We start from the raw sequence: 25,744 nt of genomic DNA on the forward strand, positions 1-25,744 counted from the left end.
AATTAGTTAATATTATTTTCCCAATCTGCCTGTTTCGGTTTTTGATGATTGGCAGGTTTACTCGGAGAAGTTACTGCTGCTTTGGGAATTTCGACGACTGGGTTATTTAAAGCCACCATTAAGGGTGATGCTGGCTCTTCAACAACCGCAGGTTCCGACGCAGTTTGTGTTGGTTCTATGCGTTGTTGCGCTAGTTGTAAGGTTTTGCTATTTCCTCCAGGAATAATGCCTGTGAGGGAGCCAATAACACAAGCCGCAACTGCTGCACCGCCAAATAACCAAGTTAACTGGGAACGCCGATTAATCCGCGCCATTACATGCTGGACTGTTTTTTCTAGCGGCTGTTCGCAGGCTGGTACAGGCATAGCCTGTAAGCCTTGCCGTAGCTTTAACAATCGAGCATACAAGCATTTGACAGAGGCATCGTTTGCCAGCCATTCTTCTACTTGTTTGCGCTCGGCGGCTGTTACTTCACCATCGAGGTAAGCACTTAATAACTCGAAGCGATCGCGCTTCATCATATCATCCATAGCACCCGTTGATTCGTTGGTAGGCATCGCTATTCCATCTGCCCAATTTTCAGGAATTTGCAAGCGAGAACGGTCATAAAACTGAGAATCAGTAGTCATCTTAACATTATTACCAATTCATACACGGGTAGAGACGGCGAATATTTTTGAGAAATTCATCAATGTTCTTCCTAATGACAGACTATCTTTAAGACTTCTACACAATTAGTAACTATTGTTAATTAATCCTTAAATCCTGCCATGTAGCAGTAGATAGATTCTGTAGATTAAGAGTCTAGGTAATTTTGCAACTGAGCTTGCAATCTCGATCTCGCGCGAGCAATTCTCGACTTGACTGTTCCTAAGGAAACGCCCGTAATTTCGGCAATTTCTTCGTATGCCATACCTTCGATTTCTCTAAGAACAATGGTAGTACGGAACACTTCGGGCAAATCAGCGATCGCTTCTCGCAGTTGTTCGTAAAATTCTCTGGTGGTCAGTTCTTCTTCTGGACCTGGAGTATCTCCAGCAATTTCCCAATCCATCTCGCCGTCATCTACCGAGCGGGGAGCATCCAGCGATAAGGGACTGACAACCCGCTTGCGTTTGCGCAACTCGTCGTAAAACAAGTTGGTAGCAATGCGGCTTAACCAGCCCCTAAATTTAGCTGGTTCTTGTAATCGGTTAATATTCCGATACACTCGAATCCAAACTTCTTGAGCTAAATCGGCTCTGTCAGCCCAATCTGGTGCTAAGTGGTATAACACCCGATCGACCTGTGTTTGGTAGCGACGTAATAATTCTGCAAAAGCAGCGCGATCTGGGCGCAGTCCTGTTTGACAGCGCAAAATTAAATCGTGATTAGAGAGTTTGTCAACTTGCACTGATGCTTCCGGAAAATTCGCATCAACCGTTGACCAGGATACAGTAATCGATTGACTCATAGATCGTACTGGCTTTAAATCATCCCTTACTATTAGACCTGGTAATTGGCTGTATGTTCCTGAATCAGGGACGGATTTATGACTGGAACAATTCGGTATATAAGTTTAAGCCAATTTTTGAGAATTAATTCGACCTTTTTATGGCTCTAGGTCTTACACAGCAAGATTCTTAGCCAGAATTTACCAGATGCTAGAATTACGGCAATGTTACTTATATGTGTGCTGCTCATAATATCTGTCACATACGCTTGACATTAAGAGCAAAACTAGTTAAAGAAGAACGGGAAAAATTTGATAATGGAGAGCAAAAAAAATTAAGTTTTTTCTAGAAACTAAAACAATCTACTGAATTGGCGATCGGCAACATTTTACCTAGAACCACAAGGCGGAATGGATTCATCATGACCTTTTTGGAGATTTTGGGGGAAATTGACCCTGATGTGGTTGATTTCCGCGCCCGTTGTACTAGGAGCAAAGTAGGAATTTCTTTACTTGAGGCTGCTGTAACTACTAGGACTGTTATTTATCCGGTCTTGTGACTAAAATTGTTGCTGATGTTTCTGTTGGCGGCTGATAAGTAGCATCGGTCTGTTGTTGATTGGGTACGCGAACTTGCAAAAAGAAATTAAGGGAAAATGTAATCGTGACTGCTAGCAATAGTTTTTCAAACATGGTCTTACTCCCACACACACCATTAATGATTGATTGCTGCACCCCAATAGTTCCAAGTAATGAATTCTCTTATTTAGAGTTATTCTTGCTGGGACTTCTGCATAGCCTTAGTGTGCCCAAAGGTATTAATAGATTCATAAGGCAACTAATAAGTATTGATAAATTTTTGATGAGTAAACGGTAAAGATAACAAATTAGCCAACCGGAAATGTCAGGGATCAATAAAAGGTGGTGGCAATGGTCAGAAATGAATCTGTAACAAAAATAATCATGTGGCTGTGTTTTGGTACAGCAATTTTGTCTCTGGCTGTCCATTGGCACGTAATGAAAGCAGGACAGCAGTTTGAGCAGCAAGCTGCCACAAAACGCAAGTCATCGTCAACAGAGGCTTTAGGTGCGTCTGTACCCCCAGGTAAAAGCACACAGGGGAAATCTACCTCTCAATCTCCGATGACAACAAAGTTTCATCATCCTAAGTCGGAAACTGCGAGCAAAAATGTAGCTATGGCAACTGAGGCGTCTCAAAGTAATCGATTAGTATCGCCAGAACGAAAACGTAACGCCACATCTTTTTTGCCGCAGTCACTGTTACCTCAGATTTCTGCGCAACAACAATTTTTTAATAGTAATAAACAGACAGGCGATCGCAATCAAGTAGTGGTTGATTTAAGCGATCGCCGCGCTTATGTTTTTCAAGAAGAAGTTGTCATAGCAAGTTACCCAATTGCTGTGGGTAAAAAAGGTTGGGAAACGCCTACAGGTACTTTTCAAGTGATGCACAAGCAGCACAACCCTATATGGCGTCATCCAATTACTAATAAAGTATTTGAACCTGGAGCTGATAGTCCTCTCGGAGACCGATGGATTGGTTTTTGGTCAGATGGACACAACGAAATTGGTTTTCACGGTACGCCAGATAACAGCAGTATGGGAACTGCAATTTCTCATGGCTGTTTAAGAATGCGCAATCCTGATGTCCGATTGTTATACCAACAGGTAGGTGTAGGGACACAAATTGTGGTGCGCGAATAATTTTTGCAATTGGTCAACAGTCAACGGTCAACGGTCAACGGTCAACAGTCAACAGTCAACAGTCAACAGTCATTAGTCATTAATTATTTGACTATTGACTATGGACTATGGACTTTTGACTAGGAAGCAAATTGAGATTTTTCCTCAAAGGAGGGGGCGTAAGCTTGTAGCAAACTACTAACTTGGCGTAAGACTTCTTTACCTGTGTTTTTGGGCATGACAGGGGTTCTTGTGTTATTCGGGCGATCGAGGTTACGGTCAATCGCCTCACTGATTTGCTGGGCAATTAATTCTTGAAGTTCTGCCTTAGCCCGTTGACGCTGGTAATTAGCGCCTTCTTCGGTTGTGGCGTATAGGGGCGGTAGACGGTTGAGGGCGTAAGCTGCAATATCCCCAACATCTAAGGAACTTTCGCTAGTAGCTTCGATTTCTGCTACTCTGGCGATCGCTTCTGTCAGTACCAACTCTTCCATGACGTTAATGAATTGTTTGCGAGGTACCGCCACAACTTCTCCTGTCAGTAGCGCCCCCATTAGTCGATCTAACGCCATATATTCTTCGATTGAGAGTTCCGAGGCGTTATCACAGATGCGCCCGACTTCTGCTTCCATTGCTGGTGTCAGATAACCATCCTGGAGAGCCTGTTCAACAATTTTTTCAATACTCATAACGCTCATTTTTTTTAAGCCACCGCAGCAAAGTAGGGACGGTACCAATCTAGTTTATTTTGCCTAATTATAGGCAAAATAATATACAAATGATGTACAGTCGCGATCAATATTATCTATGCTACTCAAAAATCTGAGTCCGCCAAGGTGTTGGATCAACGGATTTGCCATTAACATATAGACCCCAGTGTAAATGAGGCCCTGTTGATGCTCCTGTTGAACCGACTGCGCCAATTAACTGGCCAGCCTTGACAATTTCGCCTTCTTTAACATTAATGCGACTGAGATGCATGAAAATACTTGTTACTCCTTGACCATGATCGATACCTACGACATTGCCATGAACCCGAAAACCTTCAGATACTGTGCCAACCAAAGCTACTTTCCCTGCGGCTGGAGCAATTACAGCTGAACCCTGTGCACCAGCGTAGTCAACGCCACGATGATAATAATCATTGGCGAATTTACCATTATAGTAACGGCGTACACCATAAATTGTACTCATACGTCCAGCATTTGGCTTTAAAAACTTGCCACTCCAATATTTTTGTGGAGTTTGTAAGGCTTTAAAAGCTGCTACTCGCTTTAGTTCCAGTTCTGTAGCTTTTACTCCGGCTTTTCCTGGCGGTAAATTAATCCGTTGGACGGGAAATTTGCGATTTCGCACCTGCAAGGATAGGTTTTGTACCTGATCATCCCCAGAGATTTGGATTGTTCTAGTTCCAGGTTTTTCTAGGGGAGTGGTGGGGATAAAAGCGCGGTATTGATTGGGCGCTATTTCAAATGCTGGGTATGTCTGATCGCCACTTACCACTGTTGGGTTATTATCATTTGCTGGATTGTCTAAATTGATCTCAACTGAAATAGTATCGCCCAACTGGGGATTTTTGGGAGTTACCTCTACCTGCAATGCATCTACAGGCGCAGCTAAAGCAATGGGCAATGCTGCAAACATTCCCATAACTAAATTTGCTGTCCAGCGATTGGCTGTCAAACCTTTGTTATTAAAACCAAGCAAGTTTTTTTGATTATTATCAGTCCGATCCTTGAGAGTCATAGAGCCACAAAAACTTTACGTCTGTGGACAACAGACTAGCTTACTACTACTCATGTTTCCTCATGAAAGAAAATGTTCTGTAGAAAGATAAATCTCTCTAAATTGTTCAGAGGCTAAACTCTAATTGTTTATTTGTCAAGAATCGGGAACGTTAATTAATGTAGCTATCTTACTACCTAAGATGTGCAAGAGGTAACCCCAGGCAAAGCTATTTTGGGCACAACGGGTAGTTTAACTGTATTTTTTATTTTAACTATCGATCTGTGGCAATTATTTTTTTACTGTTACAAATTTTAGCTAAACCAGACCAGCCATAGGGGAAGCGCTAGCAATAATCCCACAAAACTTAAGGCAATACTGCTGGCCAATAAACTGCGATCTAGGTCGTAAACTTCTGCCAAAATCAGTACAGAAAGCCCTGTAGGTGTTCCTGACATCAGTACTAGCACTAAACGTTGTTCGCCAATTATACCTAAATAGGTGGCACATAAACCCACTAATAGTGGAACTATTAAAACTTTGAGCAGGCTGGCTACTAAAGCCATCTGAAAATTTTTCCAGCCTTTCATGGCTTGCATTCGCAAACCAACTAGCAATAAAGCAAAGGCTATGACTACCCAAACTGCTTGTTCTAGCCCTGACTCAACTACTGCGGGCAATTTGATAAATTTAGTATTCAACCCAATAAAAAATGTCCACAAACTAGGGACAGTTACCAAATCTCGCAACTGAATCCACCAATGATTTGTGGTTTGTCTGTTGCCAAAATAGCTGGCGATGAGAACAGCAATACCGTATGTGCCGACAACGTTATTAGTCACGCTAAATAATACTGCCCAATCCATATTGGCTGGGCCTGTCAGCACTTGTGCGAGTGTTAAGCCAACGAAGCCTGTATTACCTAATATTGTCGCTAAAATAAAACTGCCTAGACTGGCTCGGTCTAAGGACTTAACGCTAGGTAAATCGATATTTGTCTGTTCTAAGCTTGTTTGACGCTGGGCTAAAAATTGTAGCCCCCAGCCAATTAATGATGCAAGAACCAGACTCACAATTAAGATGAGAACTGCGATCGCAGGTATTAATCCCCCATGCGATGAATCGGTGTGACGCGCTAAAACAAAAAGTTGTAGAGGAACTCCTACCCAGTAAAGCATATACCCCAGTAATTTGAGAAAACTATCGGGTATAAACCGAGACAGTATCATTCCTAGACCAATCCAGGTGAATAGAGGAGTATAAGCATTGACTAGGTTTTCAATCATTTAGTCAGAGACGCGATTAATCGTGTCTGTACGGTTGTCAGTTGTCAGTTGTCAATCGTCAGTTGTTAAGTGTCAGTTGTCAAGGTTAATTAATATGAATTAGAGATTGTTGACAGTTGACGGTTGACGGTTGACAGTTGACGGTTGACTATTGACTATTGACTATTGACTGTTGAGTTTTGATTTTTGGTTTTAATTTACCGTCTTCGAGATGGACTATGCGATCGGCAATATCGAGGATGCGGTTGTCATGGGTGACCATGAGAATTGTACAGCCTTGCTCTTTAGCTAATTTTTGCATGAGGTTGACTACATCTCGACCAGATTGACTATCGAGGGCGGCTGTGGGTTCATCGGCTAAGACAATTGGCGGATGGCTGACTAATGCACGAGCGATCGCTACTCGTTGTTTTTGACCGCCTGAGAGTTGATCGGGATAATAATGTAAGCAATGTCCTAATCCTACCTGCTCTAGGATCTGGGCTGAACGCATGAGTATTTCTGGTAATTCAAGTTGCTGGTGTAATTCCAAGCCCATTTTCACGTTTTGGAGTACAGTTAAACTTCCATGTAAATTATGTGCTTGAAAAATATAACCGTTATGCCGTCTCGCTGCTAATAGTTCTTTTGGACTAGCACCGCAGAGTTCCCTATCTAATATGCGCAAACTACCAGCTTGAGCAGAACGCAAACCACCTACTAAGGTAAGAAGCGTAGTTTTACCCGATCCAGATGGCCCAGTCATAATAATAATTTCGCCGCTATTAATTTCTAGGTTGATATTAAATAAAACTTGCTTGCGGAGTTTACCGTGACCAAAAAAATGATGGAGATTTTTGATAGAAATGGGGATTGGGCATGGGGCATTGGGCATGGGGCAGGGAAGGGAGACAAGGAGGACAATTGTAGAGACGCGATTAATCGCGTCTCTAATGAGATTTAAAACATATCAGCAGGATCGGTAGAACGGAGTTTACGTGTGGCGATCGCTCCTGAAATTACACACATGATTATAGTAAGAATTAATACTTGTAATGCTCTAATAGTAGTCATGTACATAGGTAAATTTGTGGCATTGCGAGTCAGATAATAGAGTAGTAAAGATACTCCTGTACCGGGGATAAAACCTAACATTGCCAAAATTACTGCTTCTTCAAAGACTATACCTAATAGGTATAAATTGCGATAACCCATTGCTTTAAAGGTGGCATATTCTTTGACATGGGCGTTGACATCTGTAGACAGGACTTGATAAACCAAAATTACGCCTACAGAAAAACCCATTGATACACCTAAGTTAAAAATAAATCCGATGGGGGAGTTGGTACTCCAAAAATCATTTTCAAATTCAATAAATTCTTCATGGGTGAGTATTTTAACTTCATTTCCTAAATGAGATTTTAATTGTGCTATTACCTGTTGTTTATCAACACCTGGTTGGACTCGAATTAAACCAATACTGACGCTACCTGCTGGTTGTTGGGGAAGTAATCGCAGGAAGTTTTCATCACTCGTTATTAAAGTCCCGTCAGCGCCAAATGAAGCACCAACTTTAAATAGTCCGCTAATAGTTACTGTCTGGCGTTCGATTTCAGTTTTGATGGAGTTACCCTGTTCAATTTGGGTAATAGTTTGTTGATATTCTCCTCTGGCACCCCGATCAAAAATGAAGCTGTATGGCTGTTTAATTGTTTGTAATTGTTGATTAACTTCTGGTAAGTTAAAAACTGGCTTATCTGGATTAAAGCCAATAACGAGAATGTCTGTATTTTTTCTGGTTTGGGGATTTTTCCAAACCATAATGCTGGTATAAATTCCCTCGGCTGACTTTACCCCTGGTATATCCATCGCTTGGTAAAGTCGTCTGCGAGAAAAGTTAGACATTCTTTGAAAGTTACGGCTATGGGAACCGATGATAACAATATCTGTGCGTAAATTGCGATGTAGTCTGGTGTTGCTGTCATATAATGCACTTTGAAAGCCAAATTGCATAAACATCAGAACATCAGCAAAAGCAATTCCTGACAATGCTACTAGTAGGCGACTTTTTTCATGACTTAGTTGTAGCCATCCTAACGGTGTTCTTCGTTGCAATTGTTGGATGAATTGTTTCATAGGTTCTGATGGAGAAATAATTTCGTAGTTAAGACTTTAGTGCTGTATTTTCTAACTACGAATGCATCAAAATTTATGTAGTAAATTGGGTTTTAAAGTTGAATGACTACTTTGACTTGCATATTGGTAAGTTTGGCGGCTTTATTGCTGGAAGCTGGATCTAGACGCACACGCACTTCAATTACTCGTCCATCAATGTTGCTAGAGGGATCTGTATTCACAACGTTTTGGCGGCGTACTTGTAAGCCAATCCAATCTACTGTTCCTTGTAATTGTTCGGGGAAAAAATCATTGATTACTTGCACTTTTTGTCCTGGTTGGACTTTGCTGATGTCGCTTTCGTAAACTTCAGCAATAGCGTACATTTGCTTAGTTTGTCCGAGATTAATGATTCCGTCGTCGGAAATGATTTCACCAGGACGGGTATGAATCTCGAATACTTGACCATCTTGGGGCGATCGCACGTAAGCTTGTTGTAAGTTTACTTTGGCTACATTCATGGCAGCTACAGCACGTTGCACTTCGGCTTGCGCTGCGGCGACATCTACACCGCGAACTTCTGCAATCTGTTCTAAGTTGGCGCTGGCTTCTTTAATTTGTTGCTGGCTGGCTGATTGGATTTGCTGTAATTCGGCTTTAGCGGCTTGTAAAGTTTTGCGTTCTGTTTCTAAATTGAGGCGTTTGCTATCTTTTTGGGAAGCGGAAACGGCTCCTTGTGCGTATAACTGCTGATAGCGGTTGTCTTCTTCAGTGGCGTTTTTTACTTGCGCTTCTAAGCGTTGAATGGTGGCGATTTGAGATGCAATCTGGCCTTTGCGTTCGGCTGTTAAACGCGCGATCGCAGCTTTTTGGGCGACAATTTCACCTGGTTTGGCTCCAGCTTGGGTTTTGGCTAAATTCGCTTGGGCTACTTTGACTTGTTCTTGTGCTTCTTGTAACGCTGCTTCTAAGCGATCGCGGCTGTCTAAAATCGCAATAATTTGATTTTTGTTAACTCTATCTCCTTCTTTAACTAATAACTGCTCTACCCTGCTTCCTTGGGCAGTGACGCTAGCAGAAATTTTAATTATTTCCCCCTTGGGTGATAGCTTGCCTAAAGCTGTTACCGTTTTAATTTCTGGTAGTTGTTTTGCTGTTATTTGTAAATTTGCATTCTCGGAATATCGCCACTTTTTTACTGTATAAAAGCTGATTCCGCTCGCTAATAAAGATGCAACCACACTGATAAAAAAAGATATACGCAGAATTGATTTAGGGGACAATCTGTACCCTAATTTTGAGTGTTGCACCATATATTACCTCTTACTGGTGGCGCAGGAAGTTTAACAATCTGTTAATAATTCGTAGTTCGTAATACTTCTCTTCGAGACGCTCCGCGAACGACTTCGCTCAGTACTAGTTCGTAATTCGTAATTATCAAAGTTTTCCTGAATCTTGATTTGGCAAGTTTGGAGAATTGGTATAGCATGATGTGAATTTATACAGCAAAAACAAGCCTTTCTGAAAATTGAAAGACTTATGTTTTTTTGAACTACTTTTGTTGTTTAAACCTATGGCAGTATGTTAGATTAGAAAATTTTTCGTGGCTGTAACAGTGCCAACAGTCATAGTTAAATAATGAGATTTGGTGACTTTGGAATTGGGCATTGGGCATTGGGCATTGGGCATTGGGCATTGGGCATTGGGCATTGGGCATTGGGCACAGACGCGATGAATCGCGTCTCTACAATTGTCCTCCTTGTCTCCCTTCCCTTGTCCCTCTGCCTCCTGCCTCAACTCCAACTGCCAATTTCTGCTTCTGTCAATGGTTTCTCTAATTTGCTGTATTCTGTTTGTGCGGCGCGGAGTACGTGCTTCATCTGTACGGCTTCGCCAGCGTCGGCGGCTAGGAAGGCGGCATTAAGGGCGATGTTACGAATGTTACCGCCTGCTACGTTGAGGCGGGCTAATTTAACTACGTCTAAGTCGGCTATGGGTGTGCTGGGTGGAAAGATTCGCCGCCAAATTTCGGTTCTTTGGGCGGCGTCGGGGAAGGGGAATTGCACGACGAAGCGAATGCGGCGGAGGAAGGCGGTATCAATGGCGCTTTTCAGGTTGGTGGTTAATAAGGCTAATCCTGGGTAGGATTCCATGCGTTGTAGTAGATAGCTGACTTCTATATTGGCATAGCGATCGCGCGCGTCTTTAACTTCACTACGTTTGCCAAATAAAGCATCGGCTTCATCAAATAATAAAATTACTCCGCCTTGTTCGGCAGCATCAAAGACTCGGCGTAAATTTTTCTCTGTCTCGCCAATATATTTACTAACTACTGATGATAAATCTATGCGATACAAATCAAGGCGTAATTGATTCGCTAAAACTTCCGCCGCTAAGGTTTTACCTGTACCGCTAGCACCTGCAAATAAAGCACTAATTCCCAAACCTCGCGCACTTTTCCCGGCAAATCCCCATGTGTTATATACAGTACTTCTCTGGCGGACATGGGCAGCAATATCACGGAGAATTTGTTTTTGGGTTTCTGGTAATACTAAGTCTTCCCAATCGGCAACTGGTTCAATCCATTGAGCTAATTCATCTAAGCGCGGTCTTGCTTGAATGCGGCAAGCATCCCATAAAATATCAGTAAGGTTGTTTTGTTGTGACTGTGCTAATTGTCCTGCGGCTTCAGCACAAGCAGCATGAATAGTTGCGGGGCTAAGGTTAAATTGTTCGACTAATATTTTTACCTGTCCGTTAAGTTGAGGCGCAATATCTGATAATGCTGCTTGCCAAACTGCGCTTTGTTCTTTGGCGGTGGGTTGCTGGATGTCAAAACTAACTAATAAGCGTTGGGGTAAACGCATTCTTTCGCGGCTGTTGATGAAGATAAAGCCATTGGTGCGTTCGATGAAATGAGCGATCGCATTTAATCTGGCGGCATCATTTATCTCTAGTTCATCGCAATCTATAATTAAGGCACTTTTACTTAATATCGTTTCCCGCGTCCACAACCGAATTAAATTATCTAATTCTGATGGTAATAAAGGTATGACTTGGGCGGGCATTACCCACAAGTGCATTTTCTGGATCTGACAAATTTTACTGGCAATCGCTCTTTTACTACTGCTTTCTTTACCACATAATTGCACAATTGGCAAGGTATTGGTTTTAGTTTGATTCCAGACGGCTGTAACTTTCTCGGCTAAAGCGGCGTGTGATGGCACTAATTCACCCATCTGGGGTACAGGTTCGATAATGCCGGCGAGGCGTTCGTCTAGATATTGAATACCTACTAAATAATGCAGAATGCGTTCGTCAAGTCTTAGGGGGCTGAGGGTTAAGGTGTGAGCTTCCCCGACTTGAATTAAGCGCCAACGTCTTAAAGCTGCGTTAGGTGCGATCGCATCCCAATGGGGGTAAGCAAGGGCGGCTAGGGCTAAACTAAGAGTAGGATAAGCTTTTTGGGCATCTCCTTGAGCGATCGCGCACAACCGCACAAAATCTCCGTTTAATTCCATCCCGGCACACAACAGTAATAAATCCCGTTCAAAGCCGGATAGCTCAAATAATCGGCAGAGATTTTCTAAAGCTGATGGTGCAGGCATAGCCGCAGCTGCTTGCTGTACAGCTTGCTGTCTGGCGGCGGCTTGGGCTGTTAGCTCTGGTGGATGGGGTAAACTTGTCGTGTAAGTTTCTAACGCACCACGTACCACGGCTAAAGCGGCTGAGAGATATTGCTGGTTTGCGTCGTGCCAATTCTGGTTAATAAATGTTTCAGTATTCATGAAATTATCACCTGTGGTGCATCATATTCCCCAGCTTGATTAAGATGTAGCGGACTTTCCGCTCCGTCTACTCGCACCCTGATTAAGTAAGTTCCCGGTTTAATATCTGTGACAGGAATTGTGATAGCGTCAGTATCTTCATTTATTAATGTAACTGGGAAAGAATAAAAACTTGGATTTTGATTTAACATTTCATGAAGTAGTAAAACTAATCGCTGTGTCTTGCCTACTTTCGGTTGAAATTTCACCGTTATTTTAGCTGCGCGTAAATTTTCCCCAGTTTTTACGACTTCAGCAATGGCTACTGTAATCTGTGGGTGCAGTACAAAAGCTGTGATATTTGATTCAATTTCCTGCTTTTGTTTTTGGTTTCCCATTGTCAGATGAACAACTTGTACACCATGTACGCCTACAAATAAATCTGACGGTACTAAAAGACTAATTTGGGTTTCTTTCACATCTTCGGGGACAAGTAATTTATCAGAATTATCTAAGCGGATTTTGGTAATTTCACCGCGTAATTTTTTCCCGCGAATGACTAAGGTACTGTTAGTAACTATTAATTGTTCTGGTTCGGCTGGGGCGATAACTTGCTCTATGATGGGTTGGGAATATAGAACAGATAAACCTTCAGCTTGATAAGCATCATTACTCTCAATTAAAACCATCGATGCTTGATAGCTAGCCGATGGGCGATAGTGAGTTTGTAATGCTGACCAAAGTTTAGAAGTATCTTCCATATTAAAAAACTCTGGGGACAGTTTAATCTGTCCAATTTGTTCGGCTAAATCAGAGACAGATACACTGGCTAAAGCTTGGGAAAAAACATTGGCGCTACTTCTAGTCGCGGCATTTTTTAAAGCATTTTCAATGGCACTAGTGGCGATCGCTGGTGTTTTATGCAAAAGTTGCATAGCATAGCCGAGTAATAGCTCTGCTTGAAAATCTTTAGCACCATAAGCTGTGAGTAAATAATGCAAATCTAAAGCCAGTGGCGGATTAGTCGTGCGGGAATTTTTACCGATTCGCGAATTTTTGCTCCGAAACTCTGGAGACACCCAATCAACATTGCGATTTTGTGTCACTTGATAAAGAAATAAATTCAGTTGCGCTCGCTCATCAGTTCCGACTGTAATTAAATCTGGTGGGAGAGCTGTGACAATCACATCACCCACACTCGCCGTAATTGAGTCACTGACTAAACCATTTTCCAGCACGTCTTTTAAGACTGCTGTAACGGCGGCTATCGAGAGTGCATTACTCATCCTCATTCCTCACATACAGCACTTATGAATTGTTAAGAGCAGGCAAAACTGAGACAACATTTTTCCGCAATACTTGCAACATTCTGCTCAGTGGTAATTCCCGATAAAGATGAGAAAATATACAATTTACTATTGTCAAGTAGCTATTTATCTATTCAATGTAACGTTCTGAGAAATTTAATATTGGCGTTCTTAATTTTGATTCATCCATAATCAGCACAAAGCTGGCTTGATGCTCGATTGCATAAGGGACTTCCAATTAAAAAAATACCCATGGTGGTAGGGGCACAGCACCGATAAAATATCGGTAATGCCGAAAGTTTGTAGATGCCGTGCCCCTACAAGTTAGATAATTTATTTTTTGGAGTTCCCTAAATCTCGAATGACAAATTTATGCACTCAAGAGAACTACTGAAACAGAGTATGAGTGAGTTGTCAAGTTAATTTTGATATATTTTCTTAATTTCCGTCTTTTTTCTCGCTAATTCTCCCTCATCAAAGTAAAAACGCCCTCATCCTCAAGGTTGGGTTGAGGTTCTGCGTAGGCGTAGCCTTCCCGCAGGCTAACCCAATCAAGCCCCCAAATGTTGGGTTTTTGGGCTTAACCGAGCATTATTAAAATGTGTAGTAGCGAGACAAGCTGAAAATATTGCGTTCCCAGAAAATCCCAAACAATATATACCTTCCACAAGGGAACGGGGTATTAAACCAATCCAAAAACAACTGACTACTGACTACTGACAAATGACTCGCGAAGCGGATTAAATTTAACATGAGGAACAAGTTAACACGATCGCCAGTCGTGCATTTAAGGTTTTATTAAGCATTGGGATAGGATAAGTAGTATTTGTTGAACTTCATTAATATGTTAAGCTGGACGTAGCACATTAACTCAATATCAGTAAAATAGAATACTAGTATTTAACTAGATATTTTGTAGAAAAAAATTGGCTGCGTAAATAATCTTTACTTTTTGTTAGTAGTTAAAATTATCAAGTAACTAGGATCGGTTCGATCAAATGACATCCCCACCATCTTCAAATTCTTGGAATGGGCGCTTTATTGGTGACAACCAGCGATACCGTTTAGACAAACGGTTAGCGGGTGGTGGTATGGGAGAAGTTTTCCTAGCAATGGATACCCGTGTCGGTCAACATGTAGCGTTAAAATTACTCAAAGATACCCTTGTAGCATCCCAGGAGATGCGCAAGCGCTTTGAACGAGAAATAGCAGTTTGTGCGGCACTACAAAGCGACCATATTGTCAAAATTAGTGATTGTGGCGTAACTGTTGAAGGGTATCCATTTTATGTAATGGAGTATCTGCGCGGACAAACCCTCAGACAATTATTACTGCGGGAAAAGCGGTTATCTGTAGAGCGGACTGTAAGTATTATTGCTCAAGTTTGCAAAGGTTTACAGTTAGCTCATGCAGGTGTAACTTTACAACGGGATGGTGGTAAAACTGCGGAGCATATTCAAGTAATTCACCGCGACCTCAAACCCGATAATATCTTTTTAGTCCCCACAGATTTGGGAGAGTGGGTGAAAATTTTGGATTTTGGCGTGGCGAAAATCCGCAATGACTCTTCCGAACAAACTAATATTACCAATACGTTTATTGGTACGTTTCGCTATGCCGCACCAGAACAAATTCAAAGCGATAAAAATCTAGATGCGCGGGCAGATATTTACAGCTTGGGATTGATTCTCTATGAAATGCTGAGTGCAGCCGATCCCTTTGGTTTAGGTATCAAAGCTAATAATATCAGTGAGGCTTCTTGGGTATTAGCTCATGCTTACGAACCGCCGAAACCGTTGCGGGAGCAACCAGGGTGTGAATATATCCCCGAACAATTAGAGGCGGTAATTCTCAAATGTCTGCAAAAGAACCCGAAGAACCGCTTTGCTAGCGTAGCTGAATTAGATGAAGCTTTGCAAGCGGCGGCTAAAGCGGGTGCGGGGAATATGGGTAGCGTGGATTATGACGAAGCGATCGCGCTTTATCCCACCGTACCCAGACCAACACCTCATGCGGAAACTCTACCCAGACCGTTAACGCCAGAGGTGGGTAATCTTGATGATACCATGCCGCCTTCACCAGCTATATATCAGCCAGGGTTGGATAACGAAACTATACCGCGAGCGATCGCCCCAGAGGAACAAAATTCCGGGGAAGATGAAACCATCTTGCGCTTGCAACCTTTGCACCATCAAAATCTTGATGACGACACGATAGCACGACCAGTAATCCAAATTGAACCGAGCCAAAGACAGGATGAAACCATTCCCCGTCCCCAACCTTTTGTGAATCAAGGTTCAGACCATCAAACTATACCGCGATCGCAGACACCAATTGCTAACAATCGTCCAGAGGGGACAATTTTTCAACCTCGTCCCGGACAAAATCACGGTGCAAATAACGAAACTGTACCGCGTTCAGGAGAATCTGCGCCAAATCCAGGACAAGATGAAACTATTCCTCGTCCCCAACCTTTTGTGAATCAAGGTTCTGATAGAGAAACCGTACCACGACCTTTACAACAATTTGTGCAAAATCAGCCAGAAGGGACAATTTTTCAACCCCGTCCCCAACCAAAGCCAGAAAATACCCCTGTAACTCCTCCTCAGCCGGGTAAACCAGAGGGGACAATTTTTCAACCCCGTCCCCAACCACAGCCAGAAAATACCCCTGTAACTCCTCCCCAGACAGGTAAACCAGAAGGGACAATTTTTCAACCCCGTCCCCAACCACAGCCAGAAAATACCCCTGTAACTCCTCCCCAGCCGGGTAAACCAGAGGGGACAATTTTTCAACCCCGTCCCCAACCAGTACCAGAAGGGACAATTTTTCAACCCCGTTCCCAACCAGTACCAGAAGGGACAATTTTTCAACCCCGTCCCCAAACCATACCAGAGGAGACAATTTTTGAGCCAAAGAAAAACCAAGGTACGGCGCAGCCAGTTCCTAGTAATTTTTGGCGGGTTATCGGGATAGTTTTGGCAATTGGATTGGCTTTAGGTGCGGTTATATATATATATCCACAGCTGAAACCGAAGCAAGAAACTAATCAGAACAGTTTGCAAAATCCTAACTACCATCAGTGGTAATTATGTGTTTACAATAACCCCCGATAGCGAATAAACACCAAAATCACCGCCCAAGAACCCAAGGCGACTTTGACAGCAACTAAGATATTGAGTATGGGAAGCACCCCACCACTGAACAGCGCGCCCATTTCGCCATGTGGTAACTCTATCCCCATCAGGGTGATTGCTGCCAGGATAATAAATACGAGAACAGAAACTTTCTCCCATATAGCCGCATACCAGCGCTGATAAATAGCTTGCATCCATTCTGTTGATGAGGTAATCGCAATCAAGCCGATAGCTGTTCCCCCCGCTACCCCAGATGCAAAACCACCACCGGGGCTGAGATGTCCGCGAATCGCTAATTCAATACTTACCAGCGCCGCAATGGTGGCTCCTAGACGCGCCAGTACAATAGATGGTTGATCGGTAAACTGATAGATAGAGCAAGAAGGCCTTTCATTCGCCAGTAGAAAATAAGCACCCATAATCGCAATGGTAAATACTACTACCTCAAAAATCGTGTCATAGAGGCGATTACGGAGAATGACGACTGTGACAGCGTTGGGGATACCACCATCTTTAACAATGGCATCTACAATCGAAAAATCTGGTATTTGTGGGGCTGAATTGGGAAAAAACAGCATTTTCACATATAAAGCTATGCCTGCGGCAATATAAAGCCATTTCACTGCTGTATACCCCCTGTATCTGTGACATTCATATAAGTTAGGGTTGTTGCTGGTGATGTGAGTTCGGTTTGGATAATTTCATAAATACGTTTGAGTCTGACGGTGGTGTGACACAACTGATTGGTATCAAAACTGCTCATATCCGCCGAATCTATCTGTTTTGCTGGTACACAGGTAGCGTGAACCTCTTTTTCTATCAGCGCCCGTTCTAAGGCTTGGGTATTAGGATAGGGAACTAATTCGACGCGCATATGCCATTTACGAAAAATTTTGCGTAAATCGGCGATTAATTGCCACAAATCAGGGTCGGCTGCGACTTTGGCGAGGGTATCTTTATCTGTTGGCGATAGCTCCTGTGTGAGTACACCCAGACGCATTACCAAGGATGAACGCACCGCTACCGCATAGAGGGTAATTGCCAACATTGTGCCTACTAATGCTTCGGTTAAAGCCACATCAGCAGCTCCTAAAAGGGCATATAGCAGGGCGGCGACGGCTCCTAAAATGCCACGAATCACTAAGGCGTGGTAGGGATTAGCTTGGGTGACTACCATCGACGCAGCCAAGGGTAGCAAGGCTGTGATGGCAGAAATATAGGTATCATTCATAACTTTCGTCACTGGGGGAACAGTATGCCAACACGTAGCCCAACATGGTATTCCAAATGGCTAAGGAAATAATAGCGAGGAGCAGTAGCGGCCATTTGCTGGGTATCTTTAATAACAGCCCGAACATAATACTCATGGAGCCGAGAGTATCTGCTACCGAGAGACTATGGAGCTTAAATAAGAGCGATCGCTTTCCCAACAGATGAGAAGTTCCCCAAAAGGAAAAAAAGATGCCAACGCCGATGCAGCTATAACTCAAAATGTCAATCATAGGATTAATTTGGATTAATTTGATACATCGCTCAAACGTTTGAGTACATGGGCTAACAGCATCAATCCTGCATTCCCCACACTGAGAATAATTACCCCCACCACACCGATCATCCAATCATCACGTAAAACTGATACAACCAAGATGATGATTGATGCTTTAGTGGCGATACTCGCAAATGCTAGTAACTTCTGCCAAACATCCTCATCTCGCCATGCTTCATACATCGGTATCAGCATCGCCAAAATCATCGCGATCGCAATTAAATTTAGATTCATGTTTTTTGGTCATTTGTAATTTGTCAGAGACGCGATGAATCGCGTCTGTACAATCGTTATTTGTCGCCCTTGTCCCCCTCTTCATGGTTATGAAACATCAGTACTGCTTGATGACAAACTCTGGGGTTTGCGTCGTCGTACTCGGTGTACTTCGTACAAACCATCTTCTGTGTATTTAACGACGATTGTTTTGGGTGTAAAGGTAATCAAAAAGATATCGAGAAATATCAAAGCTGGTGTGCGGTTGGGTTTGACTTGTTCTATTGTGATCTCTTCGTAGTTGTGGGGACGAAAGATAATTTCAAAAGCCTCCATATAAGCTTGGGGAATGGCTACTAAGACTTCACCCATTACGCGCAGCCAATCTTGTAATGCTTCCTTTGCTTTTTGTCTACCTGGTAAGAGAAAAGCAATGCTGATACCAATCATGATATTGGCTGGGCTTAAATCAGCCGTCAGCAAAAACCAGATAACTAATCGCAAGATCAAATTTAAATGCCCAACCATGCAAATCCCTTCCAGAACAGCAAGATTAAAATGAGACTCATAACACCAATCAGATGATCGAATTCCTCTAAAACCCGAGGTAATTTGACTACTGTATGTTTAAAAATAAACAAGTAAGCTAACCAGCCGATACCAATGGTGGCGAGGGGTTTAATAATATTTGCGAGGCTATAGGCTTCGTAATACACCACATTGGCGACAATCAACCCAACTATTAATAAGCTAACTGCAGGCCAAAATCCCGGCTTGACTTTTCCTGTCCCCCCTCGTGGGAGAAAGATGAATTTGGCAAAAGAAATTGCAGTACCTAAAGCAGCAATATTCATCACAATTACTTGCCAAGGTAATAAATTCTTTGATGTTAATACCTTTGCTCCAAAACCGGATAACATGGGAAAACCGGAAATTGAGAAGCTGGCAATTACCAAGGCAATCCAAATCGAGTTACTTAAAGGTTGATGTTGGAGTTCCTTGAAGTTACGACTCGGTAAAGCCCCAGCAATTAAAAATAATGCCGATTTCACTAAACCATGTGTCAGGGCATAAAAACCAGCAACAACCGGTGCAGCGAGGATAAAGCCTAACTGGGAAACGGTGTGAAAGGCCAGCATTCGCTTGGTATCCTTTTCAAATACGGCATAAAATACCCCTAGCAACGCCGTACCAACGCCAAAAATTCTCACGATGGTATCCACCTCTTCCACCATCAAAGCGCACCGCACCAAGGGATAGACACCGGCTTTGACTACAATCCCGGAAAGCATGGCGGAAACTGGGGTTTCAGATTCGGAATGTGTTAAAGGTAACCATAAGCCGGAGACGAAAATGCCGCCTTTGGTAACTAAGCCGAGGAAAATCAGTGCCAAGGCTTCTGGTGGAGCGACACGCAGACCAGCAAAACTAAAGGAATGATGGGCTTGATATACCAGCACCGCACCCACCAAATAAAACAGCATGGCGACGTTGCTCACAAATAGATAGCGTAAGGCTACCCAAATTGATCTGTCAGTTCGGGGATAGGCTATTAACAGAAAAGCCGCAATCCCGCTAACTTCCAAGGCTACGTATAAGCTGATTAAATCAGAACAAGCAAAGGCAGCATTTATACTGCCATGTAAAATGATTGTCTGGGCGTAGAAAAAAGCTGTTTTATCGCTGTACCAACAGTAGAGAATGACCGCCGCCGTGACTATGGCATTGGTTAAAATAAAATAGCCACTGAGTTGATCGATTGTTAAATTAACACCGAAATGATCTAATAATTGCAGTTCCAGAGGCGATCGCTCAACAAATACTAGCGCCGCATAGCCTGCGGTCGCTAAACTTACGCATAAAGCTAAATATTTGTCAAGCTTGGGGAGTAAATAAATTACAAACCCCAAAAAAAACGGTAAGACAATCCAGGCGATCGTAATGTTAGTCATCAGAAAAATGGGTAGAAACCCCGTTCTTTAAGGACGCTAAGTCGTGAGTCTTAGGAAGCACCGTGGCTTTAGCCCGGTGAAGATGTCAAGGGGTATTATTTTTTTCGATCTCGTTACTTTCCAAGGTCGGATTATCCCGTGCTAGTTTCATCACGCCAACCAACATCACAGCCTGAATTGACAGTCCGATCACAATCGCCGTCAATATTACCGCCTGGGGAACTGGATCGGCATATTGGCTATTTTGGACATTACCAATAATCGGCGTGACTAGACCATTTCGCGATGCAATTAGCACATAATAGGCAATAACCCCCGTACTCATGACATCCATAGAAATGATCTTCATGACCAGGTTTTTTTTCAGAATGATGCCGAAAAATCCGCACAGTACTGTTGCAAATATGTACGCTTCTAACACGGGAATAGGTTGTTAAGTAAAGGTTGGCGGCTCAGATGTTAATCTGAGATTGATTGTCACTCTCAACAAGTATTTTCGCTTATTTAGGGATTGATTTTTTACCACTTACTATTGCATTTCCAATACAAATCATTGATGTGAGTCTATGGCAAAGTGGTAATATACCTACAAATATTCAATTATAAGCTGTTATGCATTTCAATGTTGACGGTTGACTGTTGACTATTAACAATGCCCAATGCCCAATGCCCAATGCCCCATGCCCATTTTCATCGACAATATATTCATGTAGAGAAATATCAAGGTGCTATTGTCAAAAATTGTCTTATTTATTACTTTTTAAATAATGCTGACTCTGTAGCATTAATTAATATTAAAATTATATGCAAAAAAACGGTATAAGTGCTAGCTTATCTACTCAAAATTTAACATTTCGTCCTGGTGGAACTCCAGCTATATTTGAGGTAATTGTCAACAATGACAGCGATCAACGTGCAAATTTTCAAATAGAAATTACCGCCGCAGGAGAAATTCGCAATCCTGACTATCGCTGGTATAAGCTAGAACCGGAAGTAGCAGCAGCTAAACCTCCCGGTAGTAGTACGGTTTTTCAAGTCTTCGTGTTGAATAGTCCGATTCCTGGGCTTGTGGGTACAGTTAACCTGACTGTGACAATTTTCTCACCCCAGTTAGGGCAACAACGGAGACTGGTGTTGCGGTTAAAAATCGAACCGGATAATCAACCAACAATGTTGAGTGTGGAATTACCTGTCAGGGAGTTCCAAGTATATCCGCGTAATACGGTAGATATCCCCGTTAGAGTCCGCAATTTGAGTCAACAAACTGTCAATGTCACTTTGCAATTTGCAGGGGTGGATGTTTCTTGGCTAGTTAGCAGTGCAGAACGGCGGTTTGCTTTAGATGCGGGAGGACAAACAGAAGCGGTATTTCAATGTCAACCTTTATCTGTAGTGCAAGCACCTAGCGATATTTATCCTTTTACAATTGAAGCTACTAGTATTAGCGGTTATCCAGCTAGCGCGGAAGGAAATTTAGAAGTTTTACCTGTGGGTTTTGTGGAGTTTTCTGTACCGCAAAACTCACAGACAATTCCTCAGCAAGGTGGGTGGTTACCTAACTGGAAAGCTGATAACACTAGCTTTGAATTAGTATTTAGAAATGCTAGCAATCTATTTCAAGAAATTAATCTGAAACTGCAAGGGCGAGATTGGCGAAAATGCACTTTTAAGACGTTACCAACAACGGCTAATCTCAATTTAGGGGAAACAACGAAATTAATTTTGGATGTTCAAACTAAACGCCATTGGTTAGGAATAAGAAAAACTCTATTCTTGGAAGCGAAACCAGAATTATCCGACCAACGTTTGGGAAGTACAGACCCAGCTACTCAGAATTTAGAGTTACGAGTATTGCCAATTTTACCTTTATGGTTACAGTTGGCAATTTTACTTTTACTATTGGCATTGCTAGCATTATTATTCCGACCAGAGCCAATTATGCATACTCGCTCTGTGAAATCTGTCGGGTTTAGCGGTACTAGTTTATCTGTGGTGAGTGGTGCAGATGATTGCACTTTAAGATTGTGGAATATTAATGGCGATCGCTTAGAACCTGCTAGTATTAATTATGATGGACTCTCTGTGGCTTGTGAGAGACAGCACAAGCCTAAAGGATTGTTAGCAATTACCGATGATGCGGTAGAAGTCGCCCGTTTTATCCCCCTAGAAAACGATCGCGTGGCGGTGGGTTTAGATAATGGGGTGATTGAACTCAGAGATGTGCCCACAGGGAAAAAACGCAACGAACTGCAAGACCAAAAAGACCCGAAAGCAAAAGGCGATCGCGTCTTTGATTTAGCCTTTACCAAAAAAGATTCCTTAGATTTATTTAGCGGTTACGGTAGTGGTAAAGTCAGACAATGGACAAGAGCATCTATCAACGATAATTTTCAGCCAGAACCAAAAGTAATTGATCTGCAAACGCAACAGCAGTTATCAGGGTTTCAAGTGCGGGGTTTAGTTCTGTCCCCAGACGATCAAACATTGGTAATGTCAGGAAACTATAAACGGTTCTTATTATGGCAATGGAATCAACCGCCAACTAAGAATAAAACACCCAATTTATCGGTGCAAAAATTGGAAAAATTAGACCAAAGAATAGGGAGAGAAGATTATATATGGGGACTCGCTTTTGTCCCTAATTCTGCTGAGAAAATCCTCGCTACTTCTGATTCTGCGGGATATATTACGATTTGGAATTTAGATAAATGCCAAAACCAAGCAACTCCCCAAAATCAAATCAGTGAATTAAATTGTCCCATCTTAGACCGTTGGTCAGCATCAAAATTATCTGTACGCAGTTTAGCATTTAATGAAACTGGTCGCCTATTAGTCAGCGCTGGTGATGATGGCAGAGTCATGATGTGGTATTTAACTCCAGAACACAAGCTCGATAAAATTAAAGCCGCTACAGGTGAAATAATTTATCAAAGTACCCAGAAAATCAATACTATTGCTGTAAAAACAATTAATCAAACCAGTGCAATTGTTAGTGGTAGTGAAGATTCTCAGGTACGACTACATCCACACAAGATTAAATAAATCAGGGAGTTAGTCAAATGCAAGCTAAACCCAGTCCTTTAGAAGTATTTATCAACCCTGCTGGCATTCAAGATGCGAACCCAGGAGATACAATTGAACTGCATGTAGTGGTCAGTAATGTTGGCAAGAAAGATGCCATGATTGATTTATATTTAAATTGTGACGAACAATTTAGAAATATTACGGGTTTATCTACTGTACCGCGAGAAAGTTGTGCGATCGCACCCCAACAAAGCAGCGATGAAATTAAATTTACCTTTGAAATTTCTCTCGACGCTATCCCCGGAACTTACGACTATACTTTAGTTGTCGATGCGCCACAACATTATCCCCAAGAAACGCCGATTCCCTTCACCCGTCAACTAAAGATTGTCCCTAAAGAACATACTTCTATTGGGTTGAACGATCCAACTTTTTCGATTCAACCTAGTAGTAACCCAGCTAAACCTCTAATTTGCAAACTTCACGAACCTTTACTATTAGAAGTAACTGTAGAAAATCGCTCCAAGATTGTAGATAGATTCCGCCTAAGTTGTCTTGATTTAGATGATGATTGGTTTACAATTACTTATCCAGAAACAGGAGTAGAAGGTGCTGGATTAATATCTGATATTAATGGACTTGGACTCAATCCAGGTGATTCCGGTAAAATATCCTTAAAATTTCATCCTCCAGTTGATACTTTAGCGGGAAGCTATACCCCAACACTGCGCTTATATTCGGAAAATTTGCCCGATTTAGTGCTGTTAGATTTGGTCTATCTGCAAATTCCCACCAGCTATGATTTAAATGTAGAGTTAAAAACTATTTTAGGACAAGTTAGCCGGAGTCCAGGGAAATATGAATTATTCCTTAGCAATCGGGGTAATATGGTGCGGGAATTAATATTTGGGGTAGAAAGCCGGGATGAAGAAACCCTTTTTACCTATACCTTTGACCCCGCAGAAATTAGATTATTACCCAATAAAAGCGCCGAGACGAATTTGTTGGTAAAACCTAGACCTTGGTGGCGTAGACCTTGGTTTGGTGGCGGACAAACAATTAATTTTAAAGTTAATCTTGTCGATCAAGAAAATTTACCATTACCAGATATTTTAGCACAAGGGACTTTACTTTGGAAACCCCGCCCTTTGTGGCAATTAATTTTATTAATATTATTAATTTTAGGATTACTTGGCGGTATAGGTTTTATTATTTGGCGAATTTTAAATCCACCGCAATTGAAAATAGAAAATTTTAGTGTGAATAGTACTCAACTTATCGAAGGCGAAGATGAAGTCACTTTAAATTGGGAGATTCGCAATTATAAAAAATTAGAAAATTTGATTGTTCTCGTCAAAGGGCCGCAAGCAATCAAGCCAACTATCTATGATTTTCGCAATAAAATTCCTGAAGAATTAAACAATAACAATTGTCTAGTCCAGCGCCAAGTAGATTTAAGTTGTAAAAATGTAAAAACTGGGATATCAACTAAAGGTAACTACACCTTTGGTTTGCAAGGTTTGTATCGTAAAGGTAACGTCTTATTTTCCGAAACAGCGAAAATCGATAGCCCAGCAATTCAAGTAGTAATTAATGAAAAACCAATAGCGGAAATAGTTGATTTTAAGGTTAGTAAACCACAATATCAATCTGGTGAGAATATTCTAGTAAATTGGACAATTGCTAACCCAGAATTACTAGCAGAAACGCAAATTATTGGCAGTACAGAAGAGGGTACAGCAACGGGTAATCCGATAATTTATAAATTTAATCAAGGTATTATTGATAATCCTAAACTCAATAAGGCTTGTAAAGAAGTTAATCGCCAACTGCAATGTACAAATATTCCCATTCCCCCCTTGAAAGCTGGGAAGTATGCTTTTGAGTTAAAAGCTGTACCGAATAATGGTAGTGAAAAAGTCAGTGGGAAAAAGACAGAAGGGAAAATTGAGGTTTTACCAAAACCATTTAAAATAGTTGCTTTCACAATTAATGGTAGCGAACAACCAAATCAATCGCTTAAAGAAGGCGAAACTGCTGTTTTATCTTGGAGAGTAGAGGGCGAAGATATTCAGGTGAAACTATTACCTTATGGTAATGATGTCGCCCCAGTTGGTTCGCTTAAACTACCAGTAATAGCCGAATTTCCCCCCCAAATTGCTATCCAAGTTGTTGATAAATCTGGTAAGCAGCAACCCCAGCAAAGAGGATTTGCGATCGCAGTTATTAAAAAACCTGTACCTACTCTCCCACCAATTATCCCCTCAGTGCCTTCACCTACGCCAGCTTCGCCGTTTAAACCGGGGTTTTAGAAGGGCTAGACCACGCTGTAGGGGCACTGCATCAGTAAAATTATTGTATGTACCAAAAGATTGTCGGTGCCCATTGGTGTCAACTTAAGCTAAAAGCTATATAGGGCGGGCGTTGTACAAAAACTTTCGCCCTCATCCCCTAACCCCTTCTCCCCCAGGAGAAGGGGAATTAAATCTCTTGCTCCCCTCTCCCACCGGGAGAGGGGTTGGGGGTGAGGGCAAAAAGCTTGCTACAAAGCGGGTTT

At 42.1% G+C, this 25,744-nt stretch carries 23 protein-coding genes; 5 read left to right on the plus strand and 18 right to left on the minus strand.

The genetic code is table 11. The annotated features are described in order from the left end of the window. Positions 1 to 2 precede the first annotated feature (2 nt). From AACW45_RS14650 to AACW45_RS14660, 3 genes are all read right to left on the minus strand, one after another. Positions 3 to 629, minus strand: a complete 627-nt coding sequence (locus AACW45_RS14650; protein WP_190633297.1) for an anti-sigma factor family protein — start codon at positions 627 to 629, stop codon at positions 3 to 5. 167 nt (positions 630 to 796) lie between these two features. Further along, a complete protein-coding gene (locus AACW45_RS14655) occupies positions 797 to 1,453 on the minus strand; it encodes a sigma-70 family RNA polymerase sigma factor (protein WP_096645412.1) in 657 nt (218 codons plus the stop codon). A 519-nt stretch (positions 1,454 to 1,972) separates the two neighbouring features. Continuing rightward, positions 1,973 to 2,125, minus strand: coding sequence for a hypothetical protein (locus tag AACW45_RS14660; RefSeq protein ID WP_190633298.1), 153 nt, complete (start codon positions 2,123 to 2,125; stop codon positions 1,973 to 1,975). Positions 2,126 to 2,362: 237 nt separating this feature from the next. On the opposite strand from AACW45_RS14660, the gene AACW45_RS14665 reads away from it, so the two are divergent. After that, positions 2,363 to 3,157, plus strand: coding sequence for a L,D-transpeptidase (locus AACW45_RS14665; RefSeq protein ID WP_190633299.1), 795 nt, complete (start codon positions 2,363 to 2,365; stop codon positions 3,155 to 3,157). Positions 3,158 to 3,276: 119 nt separating this feature from the next. Here the strand turns inward: AACW45_RS14665 and AACW45_RS14670 are convergent, their stop codons facing one another. The 8 genes from AACW45_RS14670 to AACW45_RS14705 form a co-directional block, all read right to left on the minus strand. Then, positions 3,277 to 3,834 carry a late competence development ComFB family protein gene (locus tag AACW45_RS14670; protein WP_190633300.1) on the minus strand — a complete coding sequence of 186 codons (558 nt, stop codon included), beginning with the start codon at positions 3,832 to 3,834 and terminating at the stop codon, positions 3,277 to 3,279. Between the two features lie 112 nt (positions 3,835 to 3,946). Beyond that, on the minus strand, positions 3,947 to 4,882 hold the full coding sequence (locus AACW45_RS14675) for a M23 family metallopeptidase (RefSeq protein WP_190633301.1): 936 nt from the start codon (positions 4,880 to 4,882) through the stop codon (positions 3,947 to 3,949). 293 nt (positions 4,883 to 5,175) lie between these two features. Further along, positions 5,176 to 6,147, minus strand: coding sequence for an AEC family transporter (locus AACW45_RS14680; RefSeq protein WP_190633302.1), 972 nt, complete (start codon positions 6,145 to 6,147; stop codon positions 5,176 to 5,178). A 148-nt stretch (positions 6,148 to 6,295) separates the two neighbouring features. Then, the gene (locus AACW45_RS14685) at positions 6,296 to 7,021 is read right to left on the minus strand and encodes a DevA family ABC transporter ATP-binding protein (RefSeq protein WP_190633303.1); all 726 of its coding nucleotides are present in this window, start codon (positions 7,019 to 7,021) and stop codon (positions 6,296 to 6,298) included. A 65-nt stretch (positions 7,022 to 7,086) separates the two neighbouring features. Further along, entirely contained in the window at positions 7,087 to 8,262 is a 1,176-nt protein-coding gene (devC, locus tag AACW45_RS14690) for an ABC transporter permease DevC (protein WP_190633304.1), read from the minus strand. 92 nt (positions 8,263 to 8,354) lie between these two features. Then, positions 8,355 to 9,551 carry an HlyD family efflux transporter periplasmic adaptor subunit gene (locus AACW45_RS14695; RefSeq protein ID WP_190633376.1) on the minus strand — a complete coding sequence of 399 codons (1,197 nt, stop codon included), beginning with the start codon at positions 9,549 to 9,551 and terminating at the stop codon, positions 8,355 to 8,357. A gap of 483 nt (positions 9,552 to 10,034) precedes the next feature. After that, complete coding sequence (locus AACW45_RS14700) at positions 10,035 to 12,029, minus strand: ATP-binding protein (protein WP_190633305.1); 1,995 nt, start codon at positions 12,027 to 12,029, stop codon at positions 10,035 to 10,037. After that, entirely contained in the window at positions 12,026 to 13,294 is a 1,269-nt protein-coding gene (locus tag AACW45_RS14705; RefSeq protein WP_190633306.1) for a DUF4255 domain-containing protein, read from the minus strand. The genes AACW45_RS14700 and AACW45_RS14705 overlap by 4 nt, the downstream gene beginning before the upstream one ends. A 1,019-nt stretch (positions 13,295 to 14,313) precedes the next feature. On the opposite strand from AACW45_RS14705, the gene AACW45_RS38420 reads away from it, so the two are divergent. Continuing rightward, positions 14,314 to 16,404: a protein kinase domain-containing protein gene (locus tag AACW45_RS38420; RefSeq protein WP_445223154.1), complete on the plus strand. Its 2,091-nt coding sequence runs from the start codon at positions 14,314 to 14,316 to the stop codon at positions 16,402 to 16,404. Positions 16,405 to 16,412: 8 nt separating this feature from the next. Here the strand turns inward: AACW45_RS38420 and AACW45_RS14715 are convergent, their stop codons facing one another. The 7 genes from AACW45_RS14715 to AACW45_RS14745 form a co-directional block, all read right to left on the minus strand. Then, positions 16,413 to 17,075, minus strand: a complete 663-nt coding sequence (locus tag AACW45_RS14715) for a Na(+)/H(+) antiporter subunit B (RefSeq protein ID WP_190633307.1) — start codon at positions 17,073 to 17,075, stop codon at positions 16,413 to 16,415. Beyond that, on the minus strand, positions 17,072 to 17,683 hold the full coding sequence (locus AACW45_RS14720) for a DUF4040 domain-containing protein (protein WP_190633308.1): 612 nt from the start codon (positions 17,681 to 17,683) through the stop codon (positions 17,072 to 17,074). The genes AACW45_RS14715 and AACW45_RS14720 overlap by 4 nt, the downstream gene beginning before the upstream one ends. Continuing rightward, positions 17,676 to 17,954, minus strand: coding sequence for a monovalent cation/H(+) antiporter subunit G (locus AACW45_RS14725; RefSeq protein ID WP_190633309.1), 279 nt, complete (start codon positions 17,952 to 17,954; stop codon positions 17,676 to 17,678). Before AACW45_RS14725 ends, AACW45_RS14720 begins: the two co-directional genes overlap by 8 nt. 14 nt (positions 17,955 to 17,968) lie before the next feature. Next, positions 17,969 to 18,232: a hypothetical protein gene (locus tag AACW45_RS14730; RefSeq protein WP_190633310.1), complete on the minus strand. Its 264-nt coding sequence runs from the start codon at positions 18,230 to 18,232 to the stop codon at positions 17,969 to 17,971. Between the two features lie 87 nt (positions 18,233 to 18,319). Beyond that, positions 18,320 to 18,739 carry a Na+/H+ antiporter subunit E gene (locus tag AACW45_RS14735; protein WP_190633311.1) on the minus strand — a complete coding sequence of 140 codons (420 nt, stop codon included), beginning with the start codon at positions 18,737 to 18,739 and terminating at the stop codon, positions 18,320 to 18,322. Then, a complete protein-coding gene (locus AACW45_RS14740; protein ID WP_190633312.1) occupies positions 18,724 to 20,163 on the minus strand; it encodes a cation:proton antiporter in 1,440 nt (479 codons plus the stop codon). Before AACW45_RS14740 ends, AACW45_RS14735 begins: the two co-directional genes overlap by 16 nt. 85 nt (positions 20,164 to 20,248) lie before the next feature. Beyond that, positions 20,249 to 20,584 carry an NADH-quinone oxidoreductase subunit K gene (locus tag AACW45_RS14745; protein WP_190633313.1) on the minus strand — a complete coding sequence of 112 codons (336 nt, stop codon included), beginning with the start codon at positions 20,582 to 20,584 and terminating at the stop codon, positions 20,249 to 20,251. Positions 20,585 to 20,836: 252 nt separating this feature from the next. Between AACW45_RS14745 and AACW45_RS14750 the strand changes: the two genes are divergently transcribed. Genes AACW45_RS14750 through AACW45_RS14760 form a run of 3 tightly spaced genes read left to right on the plus strand, consistent with a single transcriptional unit; the run spans position 20,837 to position 25,499 of the window. Then, positions 20,837 to 20,986, plus strand: a complete 150-nt coding sequence (locus AACW45_RS14750) for a hypothetical protein (protein ID WP_190633314.1) — start codon at positions 20,837 to 20,839, stop codon at positions 20,984 to 20,986. After that, positions 20,968 to 23,205 carry a hypothetical protein gene (locus AACW45_RS14755; protein ID WP_190633315.1) on the plus strand — a complete coding sequence of 746 codons (2,238 nt, stop codon included), beginning with the start codon at positions 20,968 to 20,970 and terminating at the stop codon, positions 23,203 to 23,205. Before AACW45_RS14750 ends, AACW45_RS14755 begins: the two co-directional genes overlap by 19 nt. Positions 23,206 to 23,222: 17 nt before the next feature. Beyond that, the gene (locus AACW45_RS14760) at positions 23,223 to 25,499 is read left to right on the plus strand and encodes a COG1470 family protein (protein WP_190633316.1); all 2,277 of its coding nucleotides are present in this window, start codon (positions 23,223 to 23,225) and stop codon (positions 25,497 to 25,499) included. Positions 25,500 to 25,744: the final 245 nt, after the last annotated feature.

This window comes from Calothrix sp. FACHB-168, assembly GCF_963889195.1.
GTDB lineage: Bacteria > Cyanobacteriota > Cyanobacteriia > Cyanobacteriales > Nostocaceae > Aulosira > Aulosira anomala_A.

Bases quoted from the DNA above. Each gene is read 5' to 3' on its own strand.
- AACW45_RS14680 (WP_190633302.1), bottom strand. From the start codon at position 6,147: ATGATTGAAAACCTAGTCAATGCTTATACTCCTCTATTCACCTGGATT.
- AACW45_RS38420 (WP_445223154.1), top strand. From the start codon at position 14,314: ATGACATCCCCACCATCTTCAAATTCTTGGAATGGGCGCTTTATTGGT.
- AACW45_RS14675 (WP_190633301.1), bottom strand. From the start codon at position 4,882: ATGACTCTCAAGGATCGGACTGATAATAATCAAAAAAACTTGCTTGGT.
- AACW45_RS14700 (WP_190633305.1), bottom strand. From the start codon at position 12,029: ATGAATACTGAAACATTTATTAACCAGAATTGGCACGACGCAAACCAG.
- devC (WP_190633304.1), bottom strand. From the start codon at position 8,262: ATGAAACAATTCATCCAACAATTGCAACGAAGAACACCGTTAGGATGG.
- AACW45_RS14755 (WP_190633315.1), top strand. From the start codon at position 20,968: ATGCAAAAAAACGGTATAAGTGCTAGCTTATCTACTCAAAATTTAACA.
- AACW45_RS14720 (WP_190633308.1), bottom strand. From the start codon at position 17,683: ATGAATGATACCTATATTTCTGCCATCACAGCCTTGCTACCCTTGGCT.
- AACW45_RS14655 (WP_096645412.1), bottom strand. From the start codon at position 1,453: ATGAGTCAATCGATTACTGTATCCTGGTCAACGGTTGATGCGAATTTT.
- AACW45_RS14685 (WP_190633303.1), bottom strand. From the start codon at position 7,021: ATGCCCAATGCCCCATGCCCAATCCCCATTTCTATCAAAAATCTCCAT.
- AACW45_RS14670 (WP_190633300.1), bottom strand. From the start codon at position 3,834: ATGAGCGTTATGAGTATTGAAAAAATTGTTGAACAGGCTCTCCAGGAT.
- AACW45_RS14750 (WP_190633314.1), top strand. From the start codon at position 20,837: ATGCCCCATGCCCATTTTCATCGACAATATATTCATGTAGAGAAATAT.
- AACW45_RS14740 (WP_190633312.1), bottom strand. From the start codon at position 20,163: ATGACTAACATTACGATCGCCTGGATTGTCTTACCGTTTTTTTTGGGG.
- AACW45_RS14760 (WP_190633316.1), top strand. From the start codon at position 23,223: ATGCAAGCTAAACCCAGTCCTTTAGAAGTATTTATCAACCCTGCTGGC.
- AACW45_RS14735 (WP_190633311.1), bottom strand. From the start codon at position 18,739: ATGGTTGGGCATTTAAATTTGATCTTGCGATTAGTTATCTGGTTTTTG.
- AACW45_RS14705 (WP_190633306.1), bottom strand. From the start codon at position 13,294: ATGAGTAATGCACTCTCGATAGCCGCCGTTACAGCAGTCTTAAAAGAC.
- AACW45_RS14650 (WP_190633297.1), bottom strand. From the start codon at position 629: ATGACTACTGATTCTCAGTTTTATGACCGTTCTCGCTTGCAAATTCCT.
- AACW45_RS14730 (WP_190633310.1), bottom strand. From the start codon at position 18,232: ATGAATCTAAATTTAATTGCGATCGCGATGATTTTGGCGATGCTGATA.
- AACW45_RS14665 (WP_190633299.1), top strand. From the start codon at position 2,363: ATGGTCAGAAATGAATCTGTAACAAAAATAATCATGTGGCTGTGTTTT.
- AACW45_RS14660 (WP_190633298.1), bottom strand. From the start codon at position 2,125: ATGTTTGAAAAACTATTGCTAGCAGTCACGATTACATTTTCCCTTAAT.
- AACW45_RS14725 (WP_190633309.1), bottom strand. From the start codon at position 17,954: ATGATTGACATTTTGAGTTATAGCTGCATCGGCGTTGGCATCTTTTTT.